25 protein-coding genes and 1 tRNA gene are annotated in these 25,151 nt (G+C 41.5%); 2 read left to right on the top strand and 24 right to left on the bottom strand.

Translation table 11 applies throughout. From position 1 onward, the window contains the following. Positions 1-250: 250 nt before the first annotated feature. From ACVRYP_RS05985 to ACVRYP_RS05940, 10 genes are all read right to left on the bottom strand, one after another. Complete coding sequence (locus tag ACVRYP_RS05985; RefSeq protein ID WP_447467834.1) at positions 251-859, bottom strand: AAA family ATPase; 609 nt, start codon at positions 857-859, stop codon at positions 251-253. Positions 860-863: 4 nt separating this feature from the next. Next, on the bottom strand, positions 864-1,727 hold the full coding sequence (locus ACVRYP_RS05980; RefSeq protein WP_447467833.1) for a class II fructose-bisphosphate aldolase: 864 nt from the start codon (positions 1,725-1,727) through the stop codon (positions 864-866). A gap of 12 nt (positions 1,728-1,739) precedes the next feature. Then, the gene (locus ACVRYP_RS05975) at positions 1,740-2,135 is read right to left on the bottom strand and encodes a tetratricopeptide repeat protein (protein ID WP_447467832.1); all 396 of its coding nucleotides are present in this window, start codon (positions 2,133-2,135) and stop codon (positions 1,740-1,742) included. A gap of 24 nt (positions 2,136-2,159) precedes the next feature. Beyond that, positions 2,160-3,449, bottom strand: coding sequence for a PTS sugar transporter subunit IIC (locus ACVRYP_RS05970; RefSeq protein ID WP_447467831.1), 1,290 nt, complete (start codon positions 3,447-3,449; stop codon positions 2,160-2,162). A gap of 14 nt (positions 3,450-3,463) precedes the next feature. Further along, complete coding sequence (locus ACVRYP_RS05965; RefSeq protein WP_447467830.1) at positions 3,464-3,772, bottom strand: PTS sugar transporter subunit IIB; 309 nt, start codon at positions 3,770-3,772, stop codon at positions 3,464-3,466. Then, complete coding sequence (locus tag ACVRYP_RS05960) at positions 3,772-5,856, bottom strand: BglG family transcription antiterminator (RefSeq protein WP_447467829.1); 2,085 nt, start codon at positions 5,854-5,856, stop codon at positions 3,772-3,774. Before ACVRYP_RS05960 ends, ACVRYP_RS05965 begins: the two co-directional genes overlap by 1 nt. A gap of 189 nt (positions 5,857-6,045) precedes the next feature. Next, positions 6,046-7,305: a diaminopimelate decarboxylase gene (locus ACVRYP_RS05955; RefSeq protein ID WP_447467828.1), complete on the bottom strand. Its 1,260-nt coding sequence runs from the start codon at positions 7,303-7,305 to the stop codon at positions 6,046-6,048. 429 nt (positions 7,306-7,734) lie between these two features. Then, the gene (locus ACVRYP_RS05950) at positions 7,735-8,418 is read right to left on the bottom strand and encodes a Bax inhibitor-1/YccA family protein (RefSeq protein ID WP_447467827.1); all 684 of its coding nucleotides are present in this window, start codon (positions 8,416-8,418) and stop codon (positions 7,735-7,737) included. A 22-nt stretch (positions 8,419-8,440) separates the two neighbouring features. Beyond that, positions 8,441-8,941, bottom strand: a complete 501-nt coding sequence (locus ACVRYP_RS05945; RefSeq protein WP_447467826.1) for an HD domain-containing protein — start codon at positions 8,939-8,941, stop codon at positions 8,441-8,443. A 153-nt stretch (positions 8,942-9,094) separates the two neighbouring features. Next, a complete protein-coding gene (locus ACVRYP_RS05940; RefSeq protein ID WP_447467825.1) occupies positions 9,095-9,835 on the bottom strand; it encodes a TrmH family RNA methyltransferase in 741 nt (246 codons plus the stop codon). A gap of 32 nt (positions 9,836-9,867) precedes the next feature. Between ACVRYP_RS05940 and ACVRYP_RS05935 the strand changes: the two genes are divergently transcribed. Continuing rightward, on the top strand, positions 9,868-10,146 hold the full coding sequence (locus ACVRYP_RS05935) for an acylphosphatase (RefSeq protein ID WP_447467824.1): 279 nt from the start codon (positions 9,868-9,870) through the stop codon (positions 10,144-10,146). 77 nt (positions 10,147-10,223) lie between these two features. Next, positions 10,224-11,156: a membrane protein insertase YidC gene (gene yidC, locus ACVRYP_RS05930; RefSeq protein WP_447467823.1), complete on the top strand. Its 933-nt coding sequence runs from the start codon at positions 10,224-10,226 to the stop codon at positions 11,154-11,156. 37 nt (positions 11,157-11,193) lie between these two features. Here the strand turns inward: yidC and ACVRYP_RS05925 are convergent, their stop codons facing one another. The 14 genes from ACVRYP_RS05925 to ACVRYP_RS05860 all read right to left on the bottom strand — a co-directional run bounded on the left by ACVRYP_RS05925 (position 11,194) and on the right by ACVRYP_RS05860 (position 25,103). Next, positions 11,194-11,619 (bottom strand): hypothetical protein, encoded by a 426-nt coding sequence (locus ACVRYP_RS05925; protein ID WP_447467822.1) that lies wholly within the window; start codon positions 11,617-11,619, stop codon positions 11,194-11,196. 66 nt (positions 11,620-11,685) lie between these two features. Continuing rightward, complete coding sequence (greA, locus tag ACVRYP_RS05920; protein WP_447467821.1) at positions 11,686-12,168, bottom strand: transcription elongation factor GreA; 483 nt, start codon at positions 12,166-12,168, stop codon at positions 11,686-11,688. 77 nt (positions 12,169-12,245) lie between these two features. Next, a complete protein-coding gene (gene mltG, locus ACVRYP_RS05915; protein WP_447467820.1) occupies positions 12,246-13,940 on the bottom strand; it encodes an endolytic transglycosylase MltG in 1,695 nt (564 codons plus the stop codon). A gap of 94 nt (positions 13,941-14,034) precedes the next feature. Next, a complete protein-coding gene (locus ACVRYP_RS05910; RefSeq protein ID WP_447467918.1) occupies positions 14,035-14,520 on the bottom strand; it encodes a GNAT family N-acetyltransferase in 486 nt (161 codons plus the stop codon). A 6-nt stretch (positions 14,521-14,526) separates the two neighbouring features. Then, a complete protein-coding gene (gene murC, locus ACVRYP_RS05905; RefSeq protein WP_447467819.1) occupies positions 14,527-15,858 on the bottom strand; it encodes a UDP-N-acetylmuramate--L-alanine ligase in 1,332 nt (443 codons plus the stop codon). 10 nt (positions 15,859-15,868) lie between these two features. Further along, positions 15,869-16,528 carry a divisome accessory protein ZapJ gene (gene zapJ / locus ACVRYP_RS05900; protein ID WP_447467818.1) on the bottom strand — a complete coding sequence of 220 codons (660 nt, stop codon included), beginning with the start codon at positions 16,526-16,528 and terminating at the stop codon, positions 15,869-15,871. Positions 16,529-16,625: 97 nt separating this feature from the next. Further along, entirely contained in the window at positions 16,626-19,727 is a 3,102-nt protein-coding gene (locus ACVRYP_RS05895; protein ID WP_447467817.1) for a pilus expression-regulating Snf2 family helicase, read from the bottom strand. 132 nt (positions 19,728-19,859) lie between these two features. Then, positions 19,860-20,222 (bottom strand): hypothetical protein, encoded by a 363-nt coding sequence (locus ACVRYP_RS05890; protein ID WP_447467816.1) that lies wholly within the window; start codon positions 20,220-20,222, stop codon positions 19,860-19,862. 67 nt (positions 20,223-20,289) lie between these two features. Further along, complete coding sequence (gene der, locus ACVRYP_RS05885; protein ID WP_447467815.1) at positions 20,290-21,600, bottom strand: ribosome biogenesis GTPase Der; 1,311 nt, start codon at positions 21,598-21,600, stop codon at positions 20,290-20,292. Positions 21,601-21,682: 82 nt separating this feature from the next. Further along, positions 21,683-22,396, bottom strand: coding sequence for a nitroreductase family protein (locus tag ACVRYP_RS05880; protein WP_447467814.1), 714 nt, complete (start codon positions 22,394-22,396; stop codon positions 21,683-21,685). Next, positions 22,393-23,295, bottom strand: a complete 903-nt coding sequence (gene dnaI, locus ACVRYP_RS05875; RefSeq protein ID WP_447467813.1) for a primosomal protein DnaI — start codon at positions 23,293-23,295, stop codon at positions 22,393-22,395. Before dnaI ends, ACVRYP_RS05880 begins: the two co-directional genes overlap by 4 nt. Before the next feature lies 1 nt (position 23,296). Then, a complete protein-coding gene (locus tag ACVRYP_RS05870) occupies positions 23,297-24,454 on the bottom strand; it encodes a replication initiation and membrane attachment family protein (RefSeq protein WP_447467812.1) in 1,158 nt (385 codons plus the stop codon). Next, positions 24,454-24,933 carry a transcriptional regulator NrdR gene (nrdR, locus tag ACVRYP_RS05865; protein WP_447467917.1) on the bottom strand — a complete coding sequence of 160 codons (480 nt, stop codon included), beginning with the start codon at positions 24,931-24,933 and terminating at the stop codon, positions 24,454-24,456. Before nrdR ends, ACVRYP_RS05870 begins: the two co-directional genes overlap by 1 nt. A gap of 96 nt (positions 24,934-25,029) precedes the next feature. Beyond that, positions 25,030-25,103, bottom strand: a tRNA-Pro gene (locus ACVRYP_RS05860). Between the last annotated feature and the right edge of the window lie 48 nt (positions 25,104-25,151).

The raw sequence follows: 25,151 nt of genomic DNA, 5'->3' as shown, positions 1-25,151 counted from the left end.
CAGCAAATTTCAAGAAATTAACAGTGTCCATCAATATATAGTATGAATCAGAGGGACTCATTTTAAAGAGGCTGGGACAAAAGTTCTAGCCTCTTAATAATTTATTATCAGTTAAACAAGACGCAGTGGTTGAGTGGCCTGTAATTCGCTGATTTCATCAGCTTTTACAGCCCTACTCAACTGTGCGGGGGTGGGACGACAAAATCGAACCTATTCGGTTACCGATTTTTGTCCCACTCCCGTTCTAAACTCAAAACGTTAATGCTTTTAAATCGTTTAAAAGGGAACTGTAATCAACTTTTGAAAAATCAGTCACATCAAGTTCATAAAGTTTACCAAGAGAGAAATCATTGTACCTACGATCTTCAATAATCTGGTAAAATGCTTCCTTAGTGATATGATTATCTGCCAACTGGCGATTCTCGAGTTCATCGCCATGATGAAAATGCGTCATGATAAAACTCAAATGCCTGCTTTTATCAAGATCACGCTGACGACGGCGCTGCCAGAGCACTTCAAAATCAGTTGTTAATCGAATGGTGATGATTTCATAAGAATGCTTTTCTGCCAAACTCTGCAATCGATCCTTTTGTTTAAAAGAGAAGGGATACTCTGTCAAAACGAAGGGTTTTCCAACAGCCATGTAGAGGTCTAAGGCTTGATAGTAATACTGCCAAACCTTTTCCTCTAGGACGGCCTTTTCTTGCAGATTATCAAATCCTACGCTTTCAGCCATATCTTCCTTGAATTCATCGGGAGATACCGCATAGATTTTCGGAAGAACTTCTTTGATTAAGTTAACTAAATGGCTCTTTCCTGTCGCTGGAGGACCTGCTAATAAGATCAAATATTTTTTCATAGTCTTAGCTCACATTAAGAGGACTATTGCTGTTCATAAAAAGAGTCATTTTATGTTTCACAATCTCCTTAACCTTTTGATTGGCAGGGATAATATTATGGCGAAGGGACTTATTGACTGCCGTTTCAGCAAAAGCGTCCTTAGCTTCCTGTGTCCAATTAACCAGCAATTCTGTTCCAACATTGAACTTGCGAATGCCATTATTGATTAATTCCGGATAGTCTTCTTCTTTGACACCAGTTCCTCCATGAATCACTAGAGGAACGTCAACCACTCTATGAATTTCTTTTAAAAGAGGAACTTGAACATCCGTTTTGGACTTAAATTGACCATGATTGGTTCCAATACCAACTGCAAGGGCATCAACCCCTGTTTCGTTAACAAAGATGACAGCATCGTCTGGTCTCGTATAAACTTTATCATTTTCAGCCACCGAAATCCCTTCTTCTGTCCCTCCGATGGTTCCTAGTTCACCCTCAACAGAAACTCCTCTTGCATGAGCATACTCTGCTACTAGGCGTGTTTTCTCAATATTTTCTTTAAAGGGCAGATTAGAGCCGTCAAACATAATACTTGAATATCCAGCTGCTATAGCATCTTTAATCGCCTCAAAGTCTCTTGCATGGTCTAGATGAAGTGCCACATCCACCAAACTATTATTGGCTAACGCTTTAACCACTGCTACGACTACTGAGTAGCCAATATATTTAGCCGTATCAATGCTGGTTTGAATGATAATGGGGGCCCCTACCTCCTCGGCAGCTCGAATCATATCTGGCAGCATTTCCAAATTATGCATATTAAAGGCACCAATAGTCATGTTCAGTTTTTCAGCAATATCAGTAACCTCTTTCATGGTTTTATACATCTAATCAACTCCTTACCTTGACAATGTTAATTTCTTGGCAATGTTTCGCATCTCATCCATTTTGGACATGTAGTAATCGATACCGTCATTGTCCTTGTCTTTGGCTGCTTGAGCACGCTTCTGATTATAAAGGCTCATCAACTTTTTATAGCCCTCTCCCATTGACAAGTGTTTTTCAAGACTTGCCTCCAGAGAAGCAATAGCAGCATCAATTTCCTCTAATTCTGCTTGCCATAACCCAATTTTCTCGTAAGATTTAGCCAAATCTTCTGCAGAATTTAACGAGGCTTGCGACGCTTTTTCAGCTTCAATCTTAGCCAATAACTCTTGGCGGTCATCCTCTGTCAAATTTGGTTTTTCAGGTTCAGAAACAGGCGCCTTTTCTTTCTTTTTAAAGAATGAAAACATCGACTTTCCTCCTTTCTCACAAGGTTAAACACCCATTACTTTGAAGATTGGACTCAAAATCCAGGCATATAGTAGAGCTGCGACGACTGTATCAACATCCGTTGCTGTTGCATTTACAAAACCTAATTGATTAAAGGCTGCAACAAGCAAGGCAGGTAAGAGGGTGATAAAGAAGCCGTGAGCGATACCACCGATGATAGCCCCACGTCGGCCTCCTACCGCATTACCAAAGATACCGGCAGTCCCACCTGCAAAGAAATTAGTTAACATTCCTGGTAAAATGGTTGCTAGTCCAAAGAACGGAAGAGTAATCATTGCAATAACAGTCCCGATAGTCGTTGTGATAAAGCCAAGAATAACCGCATTAGGAGAGTAAGGGAAAAAGACCGGACAGTCCAAGGCAGGGACAGCATCTGGTACTAGTTTCATCGCAACACCACGGAAGGCCGGAACTATTTCAGCCAAGAGCAAGCGAACTCCTGCTAGTAGAACGTAGACACCAACGACAAATTGAATGGATTGCATGAAGGCATACATGACATATTGTTGATTCCCTGTGTCCACAGCATCTGGGCCTGCAAAGAGAGCCGTAATGATATAAAGTGGCACCATAACCACCATGACAGATAAATAAGTGTCTTGAAGGAAGTCAAAAGCCTTTGGTAATTCAATATCTTCAATGGAGCGCTTGTTTTCGCCTCTTTCGCCAAAAAGTTTAGCAACTCCGGCTTCAAACAAATAACCAATCGTACAGAAATGTCCAAGAGCAATATCATTTGACCCTGTTACTTTGCGAATAATCGGCTGTGCAATTGCTGGCATAGCAACCGCAAAAGCACCACCAACAATTCCACCAACTAAAATGAGAACAAGGCCTCTAAGACCGGCAAAATAACCAAAAACAGTCGTCATTGTCGCCATCCAGAGAATAGCTTGACCAGTCAAGAAGATATACTTCCATTTTGTAAAGCGAGCAAAGATGACGTTAAAGATAAAGATAGCTAAGAAAGTTAGGGCAATATCGCTCCCTAAGCCTAAGTCGTTCATAGCCTGTCCATTAATGGCTTCAATCGATGGAACAATCCCTTGCGTATGGAACCCTTTTTGGAAAATCTCACCAAAATACGTCAAACTACCAACGATAATTCCTGATCCAGCACTAAGAACTTGGAACCCAAGAAGTGTTTTTAAGGTTCCAGAAATGACCTGTCCAAAGGATTTTTTCTGCAGGATTAAACCTAACATGGCAATGAGAGCTATGGTAATAGCTGCTTGCGTTAAAATGTTATTAATTATAAAATTAACAATTCCCATTTTTTAATCTCCTTTTATAATAGTTGCTTTTCTTTTAAAACCGGGATTAACTTTTCTTCAATTTCAGATGAAGAAACAATGTTTTTAAGATAAATGACGGCTGTTTTGCTTTCGTCTATCGAAAATGTTGCAAATTGCTTCTGGAAATTCTGAGCGGTAATGATAATATCCGGCTGAACAGATGCTGCTGTTGAAATATCCACGTGGTCTAATTTGGCGTCAATGTTGTATTTATTTAACACATCCTCTGCTGCCATTTGAGCCGCAAAGCTACTTCCAAGACCTGCTCCGCAGACAAATAAAATATCCAATTTTTTCCCCATTAGTTTTCCTCCTTTTTGTGGAATAAAATGTGTTTAACGGTTGCAATATCTCGCGCCTGAGAGAGCTGTTCAATCTTATCAGTATCACGCATGAGATTAACGAGGCTTTTCATCACATTGAGGTGCGAAAAGGCATCGATTGCTGAAAGGCAAAAGACAACTTGAACAGACTTATCTTCTTGGTCCTCATCCTCAAATAAGACAGGTTCTTCAAAAATAGCTAAACTCAAACCTAACTGCTTAGCGCCATCATCAGGCCTAGCGTGAGCCAAGGCTAGACCAGGAGCTATAACTATGTACGGACCATATTCCTCAACACTCTTAATCATGGCATCTATATAGTCTGAGCTGATAATCCCCTGCTCTTTCAATGGTTTGGCGACAAACTTAATAGCGTCCCGCCACTGGGTTTTGTCCTGACAAATGAGAATTTTATCATCTGTCAAAATATCTTCAATCATAGGTTGAACCTCTCTCTTATTAATCTTTAAATGATTTCTTTGAAATAACTCTTCTATATGCTTGTATGTGTTCTGATCGACCGTCTGACCTTCTTCCATAACCCTTAGAATATCCATAAAAAGTTGCGTGAAATCAGTATTTTTGGTAATTATCGTTTGCTTATCTTGGTGGAGATTTAAAAATTGCTGAATTCGCTGCTTTGTATCTTCTTGGATAATCGAGTCTAATACCAAAAGGGGCTTAGCACGATAATCCATTTCAATAGTCGAAAATACAAGGTCCACATCCAATTTCTGGATAACATCAATTTCTCGGGAATTTAAAATAGCTAAAATGTCAATGTTGAAAAACTCCTTTAAATTCTCAGCTAACAACTTTCCTGTCGCTACCCCTTGATTACAAACTACAACTGCTCGAAAGGCCCCACGACTGGCCTGATTAATTTCACTTAAAGCTGTCGAAAAATGAATGGTCAGAAAAGCAATTTCATCATCAATAATCTCATTTTTAAAGAGTTTACTTAGGCGTTCCGAGAAAGACTTAACAGCCAAATAAATGGTATCATAGCTATGTTTAATCCGATCCGTCAAGGGGTTGGTTAGCTGAATACCATTTTCGACCCTAGCCACCATACCAATCATGTGATGGTATAATCCTTTTTGCAGTTGGGCTTCTTTTTGATTAAAGGGTATCTTGGTTTTTTCTTCGACAAAATGAATCAGCTGAATGACTAACATTTGTAGTTGTAACCAATTACTAGGGTTATCGGTTACCTGCATATTAAAGGTTTTGAGAATAAAGGCAATATAGTTCTTTTCAACTTTAGAAACTGGAAAAGGAAAGACTTGCCTGACCCGTTTCAAATAGTGGGTCAGCGGCTCAGGAAGATGGAAGTCCCCTTCCTCATCTTGACTTTCATTAGTATAATGCCCAAAGGTTAATCTCAAAATCCAAATAGCAGTAAACAAATTAAAATAAGTCCGATAGAGGCTGTCTTCTCGATCTGAAATAGTCAAATCAAAGATAGCTTCAAGCTTTTGCAATAATTCTTCTGGAATATACCGATTGATGATTTTTGATTTGATGCCTTCTAAATGATTGTGAGACTTAGCCAACTCCTGACTCACTATCGTAAAAAGCATGACACGAATCGAGGACTCTTTCCCTTCAAACAATAAACCGTCCTTTGGATGACTGACCACATCGATTGAGTATGTTTTTAAAAATTGCCTCAGCTGGCGCATATCCTCATCGATGGTTGACTTGGAAACACCGTAAATCATTTCTTTTTTATTGAGAAAAACACTTTCCTCGCCAAATGCCAGATCTAAGAGCAGATCCAGATGACGTTCCTCGCGATTTAAAAAATCATTGGCTTCATCAATCTCTAACTCCGTCTTTAATTGCCTTTCTTGACCTTCAGTCAGTTGTAAGCTCAATCCTTGAGTCCGTTTCGACACTATTAAAGGAAAGTCTCTTTCAGCTAAAAAGTCATTAATAGCAGAAATATCATTTCGGATAGTGCGAGAGCCGACATTAAAATCTGACTCAAAGCGTTTTAGGGGGATAGGAAATTTGGAAACAAGTAACTTATTAAGTATCAGAGTAGAACGTTCTTTCATATCTTCTCCTTTCCTATATGTCCTAGTATAATATGAAAACGTTTTAATGAATAGTAGATATTTTTTCCAAATTAATTGGCAAAAAAGTAAGCGCTATAATTAAGGAATAATTTTGTCTTTCTTACTAACTTATTTAAAACAAAAAACTACAAGCGAATTGCTTGTAGAATCTTTTAAGATAATAATTGTTTACAGGTCAAAATCAAATCCAGCCACAGTTGCTAAATAGTCCTCTGGTGTTTCTGCGCGACGAATCAAACGTGGACTGCCATCTTCTTGTAGGAGGATTTCTGCAGAGCGAAGCTTGGCATTGTACTGGTAGCCCATTGAGAATCCATGCGCACCCGTATCATGAATTACCAGAAGGTCTCCAATTTGTGTCTCTGGCAACTCCCGATTAACGGCAAACTTGTCATTATTCTCACAGAGCGAGCCGACCACATCGACAACCTCTGTTTGGGGCGATTGACTAGACAGATTGGTCAAGTGGTGGTAAGCTCCGTAAAAGGCAGGTCGCATGAGGTTAACGGCCGAGGCATCAACCCCAATATAGGTACGATATGTCTCCTTACGGTGCAAGACACGGGTCAAAATCAAACCGTGGGGCCCGGTCATAAAACGTCCCAACTCTGTATAAAGTTTGACCTCACCGAGACCAGCTGGTGTTAAAACCTCCTCATAAACACGACGAACACCCTCACCAATGGCTAAGATATCATTCGCCCTTTGCTCCGGACGATAATCTACCCCAACCCCACCGGAGAGGTTGATAAATTCCAGATGGACATCCGTCTCAGCGACCACCTCAACAGCTAATTCAAAGAGTTGCTTGGCAAGTGTGGGATAATAATCATTGGTCACTGTGTTGGAGGCGAGGAAGGAATGAATGCCAAAGTGTTTCACCCCTTCGGCCTTCATTTCCTTAAAGGCTTGGACGAGTTGCTCCTTGGTCATGCCAAATTTAGACTCCTCAGGATGGTCCATGATATCTGTCCCCATGGCAAAAACACCACCAGGATTAAAACGGCAGGACATGGTCTCAGGGAGTTTTCCACCGAGGCTTTCTTTGACAAAAGCAAGGTCTTCATAAGCATCTAAGTTAATAATGCCCCCCAGTTCAGCAGCATATTGGTATTCAGACGCTGGCGTATTGTTGGAAGAAAACATGATATCCTGACCCTTAAAGCCCAACTTCTGGCTCATCAAGAGCTCAACATAACTGGAACAGTCCACCCCGCAGCCTTCTTCTTGAAAGATTTTCAAAATAGCTGGTGTTGGGGTCGCCTTGACTGCAAAATATTCCTTAAAGCCCTTATTCCATGAAAAGGCCTGGTTAAGGGCGCGTGCCTTCTCCCGAATCCCTTTTTCATCATAAAGATGGAAAGGAGTCGGAAATTGGTTTGCCAGCTCTTCAGCCTGTTCAAAGGTAATAAATGGTGTTTTTGTCATATCTTCTCCTCATATCATGAATAGCTCTTTTTAAAAAGCCATTATAAGCGTCAAACTTAATTGCTATTTTACCAAATTTTTCAATCAATTAAAACCCTGACGATTATCAAAAAAAACAGCCGTTAGGCTGTTTGAGAACGTAGACAAACCCTAGTTTTTCTGTCAACAGGACATTACAAAGTCCTAGCAAGGTTTTAAAGAGATGATCTTTTGCGAGCTAAGCGAGCAATTATCGAAACTTTCCGCTGTGATAAAAGTACCTGAAACGCAATAGTTTCAGGTACTCGGAAGTTTGGAGACCTTAGGCTCAAAACTTAGGCTTGGAATCCCGAAGGGAGTCGCTACCGTCCGTTATCACCTAAGGAAAGTTTCAAAAGAGACTTTGTCTTCAATCTGAAACAGCCGTTAGGCTGTTTCAGTGCTCTTTGATCAATCATTCCGAGACAGGATGTTTAAGAGATGGATAAAGAGGTTGATAAAATCCAGATAGAGATTTAAGGCTAATGAGACTGCCCAACCAGTTGGTACCTGACCATCTAGCTCAAAATACACTTGGCGAATACGCTGATTATCCCAAGCAATTAATCCTGCAAAAATCAACACAGTGATGATAGAAATAATGTAAGACATGGTCCCACTACCGATAAAAATGTTGACAATAGACGCAATGATAATACCTATTAGAGCTCCCATCAAAGCCTTACCAAGCCCTGACAAATCTTTCTTAACGGTCACACCGATAATAGCCATAATAGCAAACATGACAGTCGCACTCAACAGTGCCTGAAAAACTGTCGTCTGCGTATAACGGGCAATAATGAAACTAAGCGTATAGCCATTCACCATAGAATAAATGAGAAACAATGGCAAAGCCATCGGACTATTCTTAGCCGCAGCCCTTGAGGCAAAGAGCACTAAGCCTAACTCAGCAAAGATAATCAAGTACAAGCGCCAAGGAGAACCTGTAATCATGTTAACAAGATGGTTTTGAAAAACGGTTAACATCAAGCCACTGACAAAGGTTGATAAACCGATGCCCATGGCTACAAATCCATAGATCTTAGCATAAAAACTGGATAGTCCAGTCTGTGTCTGAATAGCAGTATCGTTCATTCTTTCATCCTTTTTAATTAACTTAACGTTTTAATATACGACGGTGGAACAGATGTGGGCGACGACGATGTTTAAAGGCCTCTGTATAGGGCGTTATCGCTTCTCGGACAGCCCAGTATTTATCTACTGTGGTCACAATATAAGACTCTTTATAGCGGGGTGGGGCAATCGTTGCTCCCCACATGTGCTTCAAAATAATATCTTCTTCTAACTTGTTAACCGTTGTAATTTTTCGAGCATTCCGCAGGGCAATTCGCGGATGAATCCAAGCGTGACCTTTATTAAACTTAGTCGTCCGCCAATCATAATAAAACATATCATGCATGAGCCCACCACGTGCTGTGGATTTGGCATCCCAGCCAAATTTTTTAGCAATCTTATAACTGGTATAGGCAACATTGATCGAGTGTTTTAAGCGCGTTGAATGGTGATGGTGGACAATCTGATCCATTCGCTTCATTCTGGGATTTTCAATCAGCTGCCCAATGTATTCCATAAATTCTTTGTCTTGTGTATAGTGCATAGGCAAAACCTCACTTACAGATTCTTTCCTTTGGTCGCTCAACGATTGCGCAAACTCCCCGAAAAGAATCTTTATCATTATTATACCATTTTTAAGCCTATATCTCTAATCGGGCGGTTCAGGACTGACCTGATAAAAACGAGTAAATATCAGCTATACGAAGTGAAATAGGAGGATTCCAGCAGCAACAGCCACATTGAGACTTTCCGCTCTTCCAGGCATTGCGATATGAACTAATATATCAGCCTCCTGTGCCACTACCTCACTGATTCCTTGGCCCTCATTGCCCATAATGAGAGCTAGACTTTCTGTCTTTGGCACCTCCCGGTAATCAATGGAGTGCTCAGAGAGTGTCGTCGCCACAAGCGGGATCTGACAAGCTTTTAATCTTGTCAGTGCTTCTGCTGTGTCCACTCGATAAATAGGCAGATGAAAATGGCTGCCCTGCATTGACCTCAGCGTTTTGAGATTGTAGATATCAGCAGTTTTTTCAGAAACGATGACCGCATCAAAACCGACTGCATCCGCTGTCCGAATCATGGTCCCGACATTCCCAGGATCTTGGACATCTTCAAGAACTAAGAAGCGCCCTGTAAGTAGCTCTGGCATCTGCTGTTCTGGAAGAGTCACAACCGCTACAATACCTTGAGGCGAGGGGCTCTCTGCAAGATCTTTCAATAGTTCTGCAGTTACCTGAACAGCTTGCGGATAATTCTTCACTTTGTCAGCATGCTCCTGAGTGACAAAGATTTTTTCAATAATGGCATTAGCGGCTATTGCTTCATCAAAAAGATGCCAGCCTTCAATCAGATAGCTGGTTTTCCGGTATTTCTTTTGCTGTAATTTTTTGGCGTTTTTGATTGCATTATTAACCCTAGATGATATAATTTCCATAAGGATATTATATCATAAAGGAGGATGAACCTATGAAAAAAGTAAAAATGACCGCATCTGGCCGTGTTCAAGGTGTTGGCTTTCGTTGGGGCGTCTTGTCTCTAGCTCTTGAAATTGGAGATATCAACGGCCGAGTTTGGAACAACGATGATGGTACAGTGACCATATTGGCCCAATCCGATCATCCTGAAAAAATCAGCCAATTCATCCATGACATTCGAAAGGGACCAACTCCCTTTTCACACGTTTCATACCTTGATGTAACCATGGCTCATTTTGACGATTATAAAGATTTCAAAGTCAAACAATAATGGTGGTTAAAACTTGTCTAACTTGCCTAAAAAGGGTAGAATAGAATAATATTATCTTAAAAAAGGAAATTTAATTTGTGAAAAAGAAACAACTTCTACGACTAGTAGGCTTAGGCCTACTTGCTATCGTTTTTCTAGCTGGCTGTGTCCAAAACGAAAACGGTGTCCCGACAGGAGAAGGTTGGGTTTACAACCTTCTTGTCGCCCCTATGGGCCAATTGATTACTTACTTTGCTAAAGACCAAGGGTTTGGTTATGGGATTGGAATTATCCTGACAACCCTGATTGTTCGGGCCATTATCTTTCCCTTAGGACTTTACCAAGCTTGGAAAGCTAGTTCCCAAGCTGTCCGTCGCGAACACCTAAAACCAATCCTTGACCCTATCCAAGAACGCCTGAAAAATGCCAAAGACCAACAAGAACAGCTCTTAATCCAGCAAGAAATGATGGCTGTTCAAAAGGAAAATGGTCTTTCCATGCTTGGTGGCATGGGTTGTTTACCGCTTCTCATTCAGATGCCCTTCTTTACAGCGATTTTCTACGCTGCCCGTTATACGCCAGGGGTTTCAGAGGCGACCTTCCTAGGCATGGACCTTGGTAGTCCTTCCATCGTTTTAACTGTAATCGTAGGTTTGCTATACTTCCTTCAGTCTTATCTCTCCATGCTGGCAGTGGACCCAGACCAACGGGCACAGATGAAATCCATGATGTACATGAGCCCTCTCATGATTGTTTTCTTCTCCTTCACCTCTCCTGCAGGTGTGACCCTCTACTGGCTTGTCGGTGGTATTATCCAAATCGTCCAACAGTTGATAGTCAATTACATCGTGCGGCCTCATCATAAGCGTAAAATCGCTGAGGAGTTTGAAAAGAATCCTCCTAAGATCCGTCCATCAGCTACTTCTAGCTACAAGAAAGATGTCACACCAGCGTCCAATAATCAAGCTGTTCTACCTCATAAACCAAAAAACACTAAAAAACGCAATGCTGGTAAGCAACGCTCTAGATAAATCTTATCCCTTTGGTCTCTTTCCAAAGGGATTTTTGCTACTCCTGCTCCAAATAAGCGATAAGATCAGTCACGTCTGCCCGCCAGTCGTTATGATAGACCGACACTTGTTGACGATTTTCAAAGTGAGATAAATAAGCTGCAGAACGGATAGCATACTTTCTAGAAAAAGCACGATAAGGCCTTGTTTCGATACCTTTGGTATCCAAGTGGTAGACTTCTTTTCCAGTCAATTCCTGTACCTGGAGCAACTGCGCCATGGCCAGTTGAGCATTGACATTATCCATACGCCCCACGAAGAGATAGAAGGATTCTTTCTGTCGAATTTTTAGTTTAACCTCATTCAAAGACAACTGTTGCAATTCCTGTCCATTAGGAAGCGGACTTGAGCTCTCTTCAGCACGGATTCCCTTTAAGGAAATGAGGCTGACTAAAACGGTTAATAGAATAATGACTTTTTTCATCTTAACTCCTTTCCCTTATCTATTCGTGAGAAAATTAAAAAAATCCGTTCAAAGACGGATTCTAAATTAGTTTGCTTTTTCAACTTTGACGATTTTAACGTCGTAGCTTCCTGCTGGTGTTGGGATTGTGACGGTATCCCCAATCTTGTTTCCAATTAGGGCATGTCCCATAGGACTTTCGTTTGAAATTTTACCGGCAAAAACATCCGCAGACGCTGCACCAACAATGGTGTAAACTTCTGTTTCTTTTTCGCCAACTTCTTGGATGGTAACAGATTTACCGATAGCCACCTCATCTGCAGCTACCGCATCGCTATCAACAATTTCGGCATTGCGAATTTGATGTTCAATCGTTGAAATTTGACCTTCTACAAAGGCTTGCTCATCTTTTGCTGCTTCATATTCACTGTTTTCTGAAAGGTCGCCATAAGAGCGTGCTACCTTGATGCGTTCAACGATTTCAGGGCGACGTACTAACTTTAATTCTTCAAGTTCTTTTTCCAATTGCTCTTTTTCAGCAAGTGTCATAGGAAATGTTTTATCAGCCATTTTAATATGTTCTCTTTTCTTTGTTATGGTAACAAAACAAAACAATGTGACCGAGCACATCATTTTGTTTCTCTTTTTTATTCAGTTGCAGAAGATTGAATCTGTTCATTGACATAGGTCTGAACATTAACATTATGTTCTTCAATAGTATTAGCAAAGTAAACCTTACCAGTAGTCACATCTGCTACAAAGTAAAAATAGTCAGTCGTGCTTGGTTCAATGGTCGCTTTAATTGCCGATAAGCTTGGACTTACGACAGGCCCAGGCATGTATCCAAGGTTTGTGTAAACATTATAAGGTGATTCAATCTGAGTGTTGATCGTAGCATCTTCAACTAGGGAAATTTTCTCGCCTAGCTTACCTTCTGCATATAAAATAGCAATATTTGATTGCAGAGGCATCCCCCATTGCATACGGTTATAAAAGACACTAGCAATATTCTTACGATCCTCATCAGAAGACCCTTCTTTTTCCACTAAGGATGCCAAACTTAAAATTTGGTTAACGGTTTGTCCTTGACTTTGAATCGTTTCATAATAAGTTCTTAGGTTTGCATCCATAGCTGCTAACATTTGATCAACAATTTCACGAAGAGGTGTTTCATCTTGGTACTCATAGGTTGCAGGGAAGAGGTAACCTTCCAAGCGATAAATCACACCTGAGTCAGCAGTCGGTAATCCACCTAAGAGGTCTGGGTATTTCTCCTGCATCTCACTAATGAAAGCCTCGTCCGTTACAAGTTCCATAAACTCTTCAGAGGTATAAGGTGAAGCTGAACGATTAGATGATGCAGCGTTAACAGTGATAGCTTCTGAGATTTGTTTTAAGGTGTAACCTTCAGGGATCGTGACTTTTCCTAAAGATGGCACTACCTCCTCAGCCGTCCCTTCTTGTTGAAGGGTTGCGATGATGTCATCAACAGCCATACTCTTTTGCAATTGATGGTAGCCACTTTGGAAGCCAGACTGATTTTTGACCTTGGTGTATAGATCAAAGACCGTAGCATTCTTAATTAAGCCATTTTTTTCAAGGGTCTGAGCGATATCCTTAACAGAAGAACCTTCTGGTATTTGGACTTGGATAAATTCTGTCGCACTCGCATCTACTGGAGCTAAACTATCTTTGACAAAGAAATATCCTGCAATCGCAGTTGCAATTAAAACCACTAATAAGGTCGTGAAAATACCAACAACCAGTTTTTTAGCTTTGGATTTTTTCTTAACTTTTTTAGGTTTCTTAGGAGTTCTTTCAGAATTAGAAGAACGACTAAGTCTTGTCGGTTCTGCTACGACTGTAGGAGTTTCTGACTTTTCAGCAGCATAGGAGGGTTCTGATGAGACTTGTGGCTCTATTTTTTCCGTTTCCATAAACTCTTCAGTCGGATCAACCTCTGGTTTGAAAGTTAAATCCACTTTATGAGGGATTGCTTCTGGTTCAGGTTTAACGACTGGAATATCATGGTTAACTCCATCACTTCCTTCAGATAAATGTCGTGCTTGTTCTGCTACGAAATCAGGAACTTCATTAACTGGTCTATCAGATGTTTCAGTTTTAGAAGAGGTCATCTTGGCAGCTAGTTCTGCTTTGAGACGTTCAATATCCTCACTGACCACCTGAGTGGCATCCGTGGGTTGAGATTCCGTCGATAAGGGGTTGTTTTCAAAGACAGTTTCATCTGTCTCTTCAACCTGAGTTTTGAGAAGTTCTAAATCTCTTAGGATTTTCTCTTTAAAAGTTAACTCTTGGTCGTTTGGATTTAATTTATCAGACAACGGCTAACTCCTTTCACACAATTACTAGTCATTATATCTTAAAAACACTATAAAAGCAAGCCTTTTCACCTCTAAGGCTTGTTTTTACAGCTTTTTAAGGGCATTCCCAAGTCATGTTATACCATGTGGCTCCACCATGTGTAGAGGCCGATAAACCATTATCCTTGAACCCGTTCATTTCGTAATAAGGAATCAAATAGTCATGGCAAGTCAGAGTAATGCCTTGGCGTTCTTGGGCAACTGCTACATCCTTTAAGGCGGCAATCAACGCCGTCCCAACACCTTGGCCTTGGTGCTCCTTTGCGATAGCTAGAGAGGTGACAGCGATGGTACCACCTTTCTTGGGATTAGGTAGAGAGCCTTGAAAAAGGTCGTCTGTCAAAAATTCACCCTCAATAACAGGCCCCTCAATAAAGCCAGCTATTTCACCAGCAATCTCAGCAACCAAGAAGGTTTCACTATTGTGGCGAATATGAGAGTGGAAGGCTTCTATCGTTGACGCTTCTTCTACTGAAAAATTCTGGAACTCGATTGCTATGATACGTTCGATATCATCCATCGTCACATGTCTAATTGTCATCATATGTTATTGTACATTTTGGGTCAGTCGAGAGAGCAGTTGCTCAAATGAATATTCATAGGATTGAATATCCCCTGCTCCCATGAAGACGTAAACAGCATTGTCATGGTCTAACAATGGAGACACATTTTCAACTGTCACCACAGATCCAGGCTTATGAATTTTAGCAGCTAAATCTTCGACTTTTACATCACCATTGTCTACTTCTCGTGCAGAACCATAAATTTGTGCAAGATAAACAACGTCAGCCAAATCAAGGGCTGTGGCAAATTCATCTAATAGGGCGATGGTACGCGTAAAGGTATGCGGTTGAAAAATCGCTATAATTTCTTTTGTCGGATATTTCTGACGCGCTGCATCAATAGTAGCCATAATCTCTGTCGGATGATGGGCAAAATCATCAATGATAACCGTATCATTAACTTTCTTCTCCGTAAAACGTCGTTTCACGCCAGCAAAAGTAATCAAATGCTCACGTACCAAGTTTAGGTCAAAACCAGCTTGGTGGAGAGTTGCAATTACAGCTGTAGCATTCATGACATTGTGCTTCCCAAACGTCGGAATCGCAAATTCTCCTAACTCTTCCTGATCAAATCGGACTTTAAAGCGAGATCCTGACGTTGAACGTTCAACATCATAAGCAACGTAGTGATTCTCATCTGAAAACCCATAATAATAGATAGGCGCATTTGCTGTAATCAGACGTAGATGCTTGTCCTCACCATAAACAAAGAGACCCTTAGTGACTTGCTTGGCATAATCATCAAAAGCATTACAAACATCTTCAAGACTGGTGAAATAGTCCGGATGGTCAAAATCAATATTGGTAATAATAGAGTATTCAGGATGGTAAGGCATGAAATGGCGTTCATACTCATCCGACTCAAATACAAAATATTCAGCACTTGCAGAACCCTGACCCGTACCATCACCAATCAGAAAACTCGTATCGGTGATGTTGCGAAGCACATGGGCAAGCAATCCAGTTGTCGATGTTTTTCCATGAGCGCCGGCAACTCCAAAGCTCGTAAATTCTGTCATGAATGCTCCAAGAAATTCATGGTAACGGCGGTAAGGAATTCCGTGTTTCTCAGCATAGGCCACTTCTACATTGTTTGCTGCCTTGAAGGCATTTCCTGCAATCACTTCAACACCATCTGTCAGATTTGCCTCTGAGAAGGGCAATAGCGTAATACCTGCCTGTTCAAGCCCTCGTTGAGTAAAATAGTATTTTTCCTCATCAGACCCTTGAACTTTGTGCCCCATTTGATGAAGCATTAAGGCAAGGGCTGACATTCCTGAGCCTTTAATTCCGATAAAATGATAGGTTTTTGTCATAATTATTTTATTATTCAAAACGCGTCAAGTCCAGTTCTTGAGCGACTTTCTTATTTTTCTTTTGTGAGTTTCCTTGGTAGTTATAGACTTGACTGGTTTTTAGGAAATCATAATTATTTTTTGGAGACTTTGGTGCCTCTTCTTCATTCACTTCTAGCACATCAGGCTTGAGTTCTGCCAAGATATAGCTACTTTGCCTTAATCTGTTCGCAGATCGTGCTAAATCATCCATTTGCTCCTTGTCTAAATCCCTTCGTGTCGGCTTTGGTTGTGGTAACTCCTTACTCTTAAAACCAGGTTTATCAAAATTGAGATAAGAAGCTGAACGCTTGCGTTTTAAGTCCTCTCGCGCTTGCGCTCGAGCAACTTGAGTGTAGGAAAAGGCACTTTCTCTCTGCTTTTCACTAGACTGTGGCTGAGAAGTTCTCATGCTTCTATGAGCAACTGCAGAGGATACCCTTGCTCTTTCATAACCAGGCCTTGAATGGTCTTTAGGTGTCAGGATAGATTCCCGATAAGAAAATGAACTCTCCTGTTCAGAAGTAAACGATGGCTCATCATAAGGACCCTTAATATTTGAAATCAAATCCTTATCATCATAAAGGTTCATGACAGGTTGCTCACGCACCATTAATTCATCATCATCAATTAGAGGAAATTGTTCTCGCATAAAAAGTCCTTTCTAAAGATATTTTAAAGTAAGAAGCCCTTTATTCAACTTCATTTATGAACCCTATTATATCGTATTTTAATAAGCTATGCAAAATCTACTGTCTTGGTAGACTGAGGATTTCGCGAATATCCTCCGCACTTAGACTGCCACGTGTATCTTGACCGTCTAGTACTGTTGCAATCAGTTGACGCTTATTATCTTGGAGGGCTTGGATTTTCTCTTCGATGGTACCTCTTGTGATCAAGCGGTAAAATTCAACACTTTTCTGTTGCCCCATTCGATATGCCCGGGCGACAGCCTGATCTTCAACAGCAGGATTCCACCAGAGATCAACAAGGATGACCGTATCAGCTCCTGTAAGGTTAATCCCAACTCCTCCTGCTTTCAGGGAAATCAGGACAGCATCGCGACTACCTGCATTAAAAGCACGTGTAATATCCTGACGCTCATCGGACTTGGTTGACCCTGTGATGGTATAACTGGTCATGTTTAGCTTGTCCAATTCCTCTTGGATTAACTCCAACATCCCTCGGAATTGTGAAAAGATCAGAACACGATGATTTCCCTCTTGGATTTGGAGCAAGAGTTGACGCAGACTTTCTAGCTTACCACTATCCCCCTGATAATCAGGCATAAAGAGTTTTGGGGAATTGCAAATTTGACGTAGACGGGTAATAGCAGAGAGAATTTCGATTTTCTTGCTGTTGATTTCACTGTCACTTGCATCGCTTAAACTATCACGAAGTTGTTGAATTTGAGCTAAATAAATAGCTTTTTGCTCATCAGTCAATTCATTGATTTGATTGATTTCTTGAAGATCTGGAAGTTCTGTCAAGACCTCTTCTTTACGGCGTCTCAGGACAAAAGGTTGAATTGTCTTAGCAACTTCCTTAGCGGTCAATTTATTGAAGGCACGCTTCGCTGGCAAAAGATCCGGCATGACAATCTGGAATATAGACCAGATTTCTGTCAGATGGTTTTCAATAGGTGTTCCAGATAGGGCAAAGCAGGATTTAGCTTCAAATTGACGCAAATGATGAGCAATTTTGGTCTGATCATTTTTCATCACCTGAGCTTCATCTAGAATCAAGACATCAAAATGCTTTTCCTGAAAAGCCTCAAAATCCTGACGGAAGGAGGCGTAAGATGTCACAGTAATTTGATGGTCACCGGTCAACAATTCCATTCGTTGAGCCTTTGAGCCATACGAAACAACCACATCGATATGCGGAGCAAATTTTTGAAATTCATCCTGCCAATTATAGATCAAACTGGATGGTGCTAATATCAAGGCCTTTTGATCTGCCTTTAAGCTATGAGACAGAAAGGCGATGGTCTGTAAGGTTTTTCCAAGCCCCATATCATCTGCTAATATCCCACCTAATCCGTAGTGGGCTAGCATAGACAACCATTTAACCCCTAAGAGCTGGTAATCCCGCAAGGTAGCATTAAGCTCAAATGGCTGCAACTCAAACCGTTCTGGAAATCTCAAATGGTCCATCAAACCTTGAAAAGTCCCTGAAAGATGAATGGAGTCCTCTCCGTCAAATTGTTGAGCCAATTGAAGGGCTGATAAGGTTGTCATTTTAAGAGCACCATTTGGCAATAGCTGGGCCCGAAGATCCTGCAAGGTCTGATTAACCCTCTTAGTCTCTTCATCAAAAATGATCATCTTACCTGACTCTGTCACATAAAAAGGCTGATCAGATTGGAGAGCCTCATAAGCTGCTGAGATCTCTTCTTTTTTAACATCTTGAAAATCAAAGGCTACATCTAAGAAATCTCCTGTCAAGTCGAGATGAAGCTTTGCCTGAGAAGAGCTAAATGTATCTGTCACCGTTTCAGAAAGGACGACTTCTCCAAAGTCTTCAAAGGCCGGCAGGGTCTTTGTGTAAAAATCATAAAAATCTTGACTAAGAACCAATGGTTTCTCACTAGTAAATCCCGGTTGAAATCCATGAGATAGCATCAAATCATGAATGGCTGCTAGATGCTGATAATGAACTGAAAACGGCAAACTCTCCAGCATAGCTTGATCAGGGACCCAAATCTTATCAAAATCCAAAGCTATTTCTAAACAGATGGTGTCATTAGCCAGACGCGTAAATTCAAAGTAAGCTGTAAAATCATGAATCTTAAAGTTTTTTGGCGCTTTGACTGAGCCCATTTTCTCCAAATCGAGTAAAAGCAGAGCCAATCGATCCTTGTCTTCTAAATCTACCTGTAGCAAGCGCTGTCCATCTTTATCTGGAACTAATTCCTTCAACGCATTTAGCAAGAGTTGCTGATGATTGGTCAAACGGTAGAAGACACCGTCCTTGAAGAGGTAACGGCTCTGAAAGAATGCCTGGGAAGACTGTTCATTCATCCTTAAATCTATCAAGCTTTGCTGGACGATCACATGAAAGGCATAAAGTGGTGCCTCTCCCGTCAGAGGCATAACACTGACTTGACGATAACTATGCTCATCTAAGACTAACTGGAAATCAGACAAGCCTTGTAATAGGGCTAAGCCCTCTTCAAAAAAGCCCTCTGGTAACCGCAAGTTCCTGCCAAAGTTAGGCAAATAGAAACTACTATCAAAGTCAACAGCTTCAGGTAAGAGGCGAGTCAAAAACGTTAGGAGGGCTTGGCTGGCTTTGTCAAACTGCCCCAGCTGAATTGGCTCAAAATAATTTTTCCCAATCTGGTAGTCCTTGCCCGCGTTTAAAGTCTTTAAAAAAGCCTTGATGTCGCGAATGATATAAGACCTAGTATCGGGCAAACGCAGAATTTTCAAGGTCCAGACCAACTGTCGGTCCAGTAGACTATAGTGTCCTTCTGCTTCCAGGCGATAAAGAACGTGACTTCTTTGACCATCTAAGGGAAGACGGTCTAAGAAATCACTCCCTTCCGACTTCTGTCGTTCCTCTTCTTGCAGTTGCTCACTACTTGATTGCAATGTTTCGGCTAACTTATGGCCAGCTTCATCATTCTTCAAGTAATATTCCATAGTAGCCAAATGTTCACAGAACCCTTTTTTCCCAAAAAGGTCACAGTCACATTGAATTAAGCTATCTTCAAAACTAAAAATCAGGTGATGACCATCTATAGTAGCAACAATGGTCTCGTCCTGGATTGTCATGTCATTCAAGGCTTGCGCCTCATAAAGAGCAATCCCTTGATTGCGGACATAACCAGGCATTAATCTACTCATAATATCTCCTTAAAGGTATCTCCTTATTATACCATAGTCCAAAATCACAGGCTAGTAGAAAACATAGAAAAAAGCGCAGGACGCGCTTTTGGGTACGTTAATCTTAATAAGGATGCCTCTATTCAAGACGTGTTAGCGAGGAGCTTTTGCATAAAGCAGCCAACTACAGACTATCGGGATCACAGTCAAGACAACAAAGAAGAGATACTGCCAGTAACCATTAGTGAAGGCAAAGAAGAACCACCAGGCATTGGACAAGACAAAGAGAATTGCAGGCAGTAACCAAATAGAGCGATTCTGACTCCTGTGCGCAACATAAACCGCCAAGACGCCAAGCAAAAAAATGGGAAGATGGGGAACCATGACCCACAAATACGTCAAAAGAATCCAGCCACGTTCAAAAGCCAGTAAGAGCACTGCTACCAGCACATTTAGAAGCAGGTAAAAAACGAGGTAGTTTTTTAACCATTTAAAATAGGGATTAGAATAGCCCATAAATGTGTTCTCCTGTTCAAAAAAAGATTGGAAGCCTTTTCAATCTTATTTTGCTATAAAATTTGATTTATTTCCGTTTACGCGCAATCAGATGAATCGGCGTTCCCTCAAAGACAAAGGCCTTACGGATTTGGTTTTCAAGGAAACGCAGGTAAGAGAAATGCATGAGCTCTTCTTCATTGACAAAGACCACAAAGGTCGGTGGCTTGGTCGCCACTTGGGTCGCATAAAAAATCTTGAGGCGTTTGCCCTTGTCCGTCGGTGTCGGGTTAATGGCAATCGCATCCATGATCACATCGTTGAGAACAGCAGATGGAACCCGTGTGTTCTGGCTTTGGCTGATACCTTTAATCATCTCTGGCAACTTATGCAGGCGCTGTTTGGTCAAAGCAGAAACAAAGATAATCGGCGCATAGGCCAAATACTGGAAGTTATCCCGAATATCATCTTCCCAAGCCTTCATGGTATGATTGTCTTTTTCGATGGTATCCCATTTATTAACCACGATGATCATGCCTTTACCAGCTTCATGGGCAAAACCAGCGATACGTTTGTCGTATTCGCGGATGCCTTCTTCAGCATTAATGATCATCAAGACCACATCAGACCGGTCAATAGCACGCATGGCACGCATAACAGAGTATTTCTCAGTGTTTTCATAGACCTTACCTGATTTACGCATCCCAGCAGTATCAATCATGGTAAATTCTTGCCCATCACTGTCTGTAAAAGTCGTATCAATAGCATCCCTGGTTGTTCCAGCGATTGGCGAGGCAATCACCCGGTCTTCTCCCAAGATAGCATTGATGAGGCTGGATTTGCCGACATTTGGACGACCAATCAAACTAAACTTGATGATATCTGGGTTTTCAGGCTCGATTTCCTGCGGAAGATTTTCCACAATAGCATCTAAAACATCACCTGTACCAATCCCGTGCACAGACGATACCGGATAAGGATCACCCAGACCTAGCGCGTAAAAATCATAAATATCATTACGCATCTCAGGATTATCAACCTTGTTGACCACCAAAAGGACTGGCTTGTGGGTCTTATAGAGGATACGCGAGACATACTCGTCCGCATCCGTCAGTCCTTCCTTGCCGGACACCACAAAGATAATCACATCCGCCTCAGACATAGCAATCTCAGCCTGATGCTTAATTTGGGTCATAAAGGGCGCGTCCACATCGTCGATGCCCCCAGTATCAATAATCGAAAATTTCCGGTTAAGCCACTCCGCCGTCGCATAGATGCGGTCACGGGTCACCCCCTCCACATCTTCAACAATTGAAATCCGCTCACCCGCGATTCGGTTAAATAAGGTAGACTTGCCAACGTTGGGACGTCCGACAATTGCAATGGTTGGTAAAGCCATGAGGTCTCTCTTTCTCTCTTAGATATACCCTATGAGGGCTTTTTAAAAACAGCAGAGCTGGGACCTTGGTCACCTCTGCGCTTTAAAGTAATTTCTGATTTTTAAGATGCTCTGCCGTTACAGGACTCTCCGGTGCCCCAAACTGCTGGGCAATCCGTTCTGACCACAGTTCTGTCTGACGAGCGCCGGCATACTCCGTCTGAACGGCGTCAAAATCATGGATAACGTGGGCATCCTGCTCTTGGTAGCGCTCCTCAAAGACCACTGCTTCCAGTGGCAATCTTGGTTTCACTGGATTATGGCGCTTAGGCACACCAAGAGCAACTCCAAAGATAGGGTAGGTGTAATCTGGCAAATGAAGCAACTCAGACAATTCCTTAGACGATTGACGGACCAGACCGATCATAACCCCGCCATAGCCCATGCTTTCCGCCGCTAAGAGGATATTCTGCCCGACAAGAGCTGTGTCAACAGCACTGATCAACAAGTTCTCCGCACCGTCTGCATGAAACTGTTCCGTGTGAAGTTTGGTTGCTAATTCTGCTCGCTTGAGGTCACCAACCATCAACAAGAAAGTATCACAAGACAATATCCAAGGTTGTTGTTGCAAATCATAGATGGCCTGTTTGGTTTCTTGAGACCGAACCTTGATAATGCTATACGATTGGAAATTTTTCCAACTTGATGCTGCTTGACCAGCTTTTAAAATCTCCGTCAGGTGCTCCTCAGGAATAGCCTCACCCGTAAACGAACGTACTGAGACATGGGTTTTCATGAGCTTAATCGTTTCGTTCATCGACGGTTATCTCCTTTCAAATGCAAAGGTTTTGCTAAAAACTTGATCCTCTCCATCAACCGTTTAGCCTGCCAAGTCTCATCGCCTGAACGACCATTAGCAAAATGACGCTCCAAATCTTCAAGACTAAAATTCGAGGTAAAGAAAGTCGGTAACTCTTCCTGCATCCGGTATTGTAAAATCACCTGCAGCACATCGTCACGGATCCAAGCACTGAATTGCTCAGCCCCAATATCATCCAAAACAAGGACCGGACTGGCCTTGACCTCATCCAAGATTTCTTTAACCTTATTATGACTGATAGCATTTTTGACATCGACAGCAAAGCTCGGAAAGTGGAGCAGGGTTGTCGCTACCTGACACTTCTCAGATAATTCTCTGGCTAGATAAGCCATGATAAAGGTCTTACCCACCCCAAAAGAACCGTATAGGTAAAGTCCTGGCTGGTAACTATCCTTAAAATGCTCTACAAAGTCAGCTAGATAAGCATAGGTCTTCATCCGATTTGGATCACTAAAGTCCATATCTTCTGCCGAGACCTGCCGTAAACCCTTGGGCAAATTAACTAACTTAATCCGCTGATTGATTGTCCTTTGAGTAACTGCATTCAGTAGTTCTTGGGTCTCTTGATAGTTGACATCGGCATAGCCCTTATTCTTAATCAGAACTGGGCGATAGCCCTTCATGATATAGCTGTCTGAGCCACTTAGGAAGTTATCTCTCTCCTTAATGTACTCAAAAAACTTAGAAATGGAGCGTACGACTTCGTCCTCTGTCAGTTCATACTGGTTGATAAAAGCTTGAACATCTGCATCAGCCAAGGTTTCGGCCCGCAAGTCTTCATAGCTTTTCTGTGCCTTGTTGGGACGATTACCCACTTGTTTGGCAATATCTAGCATCTTAGACCTCCTTATCTCCAAGCATTCTGCGGCGAAGTGCTTCAAGTTCTTCTAATTCTTCAGGGGTTGCTTCAGTACGGTAGCTTTCCTTACTCCATTCAGGAACATTGGACTGAGTGGACTTTGTAGTTGTTGCCCGTTTCCCCTGTTCCTGAGCCCTTGGCTCCCTTAAAAAGAGAACTGCGGCTTCTGCACTATTAATTTTTTTGTAGGATAATTCATTGCCTAATTTTAAGGCATATTTTTCATTGAGGTTGGCACTATTAATCTTGTTAAAGGTGTAAAGCACCAAAACATTAATAACAGAGTCTAGTAGACCTATTTGAGCAAGATCTTTTAGAACCTGTCGCTCTGAACTCGTAATACTGGCCTGACGAGTCTCCTTAATATCGGCCAAAAATTCAAGTGGTTTGCGTGTTTTGGCCCAGCGAAGCAAGGAATGCTCTCCTTGCGAAAACTCTCCGACTTCTAATGAGTCCTTTTCAAGCGTTTTTAACAACCGTTTCGTGGAGATAACCTGACCAATAGCCGTTTCTTTCGCTGCCTGATAGGTCTCAAACCATGATTTCTTTGCCAATTCTGCATAATGAAATAAAGACAGAAGGTCAGCTTTTTCATTTTCAAATCTAAGACGATCACGGGCCATTAATTGCTTAAAATGCTGCAAGTCAAAATCATTAACTGCTGGAACAGTCACTTTCTCACCCATATCAGAAACGCCTCCAAAAATATCAACTAAACCCTTATTTAGTGATTTAGCCGAAAGAACTGTTTCAGGCTTAAGGCGATGATAGGCAACCTCACCTATTTTTTTCTCCAACAAATGCGATAAGACCTGATGATTCAAAAAAGATTCACTGTCTAGAGGAGATTTGAGCTCAATGTTATAGGTCTGATCATCGTTCTGAGAAAAGGAGACCAAGTGGACAGCAGTTAACACATTTAAGCTTTGCTCAATCACATCAATCCCTAAATTAAGGTGATTAAGAATCTCACTGAATTGATGGTTAGAAGTGCCATAATCATAAAAAGATAGGAAATAAGTGTAAAGGGAAAGGCCGGACTGACCAATCAAGGGCAGATAACAACGCCCTAAACTAACCATGTCCTGATGAACCATGTTTTCTTTAAGGAACAAAAAGGTCTCATTTGGTTTCATTAGTCTTCCTTATTCCCTTTTTCTTTATTACCGTAAATGACTTCCTTAAGCAAGGTTTCTAACTCAGCCACATCTTTAAAGCTACGATAAACACTAGCAAAGCGAACATAAGTAATCTCATCCAGCTTAGCCAGCTCATCCATCACTAGCCCGCCAATCACATCGCTAGCCACCTCGCCATCATGCTGACTACGAATTTTTTGCTCTATACGATTAACAATCTCATCAATTTCAGTACTTGATACTGGTCTTTTTTGTGCGGATCGAATAATGCCATTAAAAATCTTATCACGGGAAAATTGCTCGCGATTGCCATCCTTTTTCACAACAACAAGCGTTTTTTCCTCTACCCGTTCATAAGTTGTAAATCTGTAACGACACTCTTCACATTCACGTCTTCTTCGAATCGTATTACCATCTTCAGCTTGTCGACTATCAATAACACTTGACTTAATACCGCTACACTTAGGACAACGCATGGTTTCCCCTCCCATTCTTATATCTCTTTATTCTACCATAAAATTAACAAGAAAAAAAGCAAGTCGAAAGACTCACCTCTCTACAAAATAAAAAAATCGGGAAGACAGGATTCGAACCTGCGACCCCTTGGTCCCAAACCAAGTACTCTACCAAGCTGAGCTACTTCCCGATACCACTTAATGCACCCTAGAGGAGTCGAACCTCTAACCGCCTGATT

It is taken from the genome of Streptococcus rifensis (assembly GCF_053203525.1).
The sequence above is the reverse complement of the archived record's forward strand: the minus strand, read 5'-3'. Positions and strand labels throughout refer to the sequence as shown.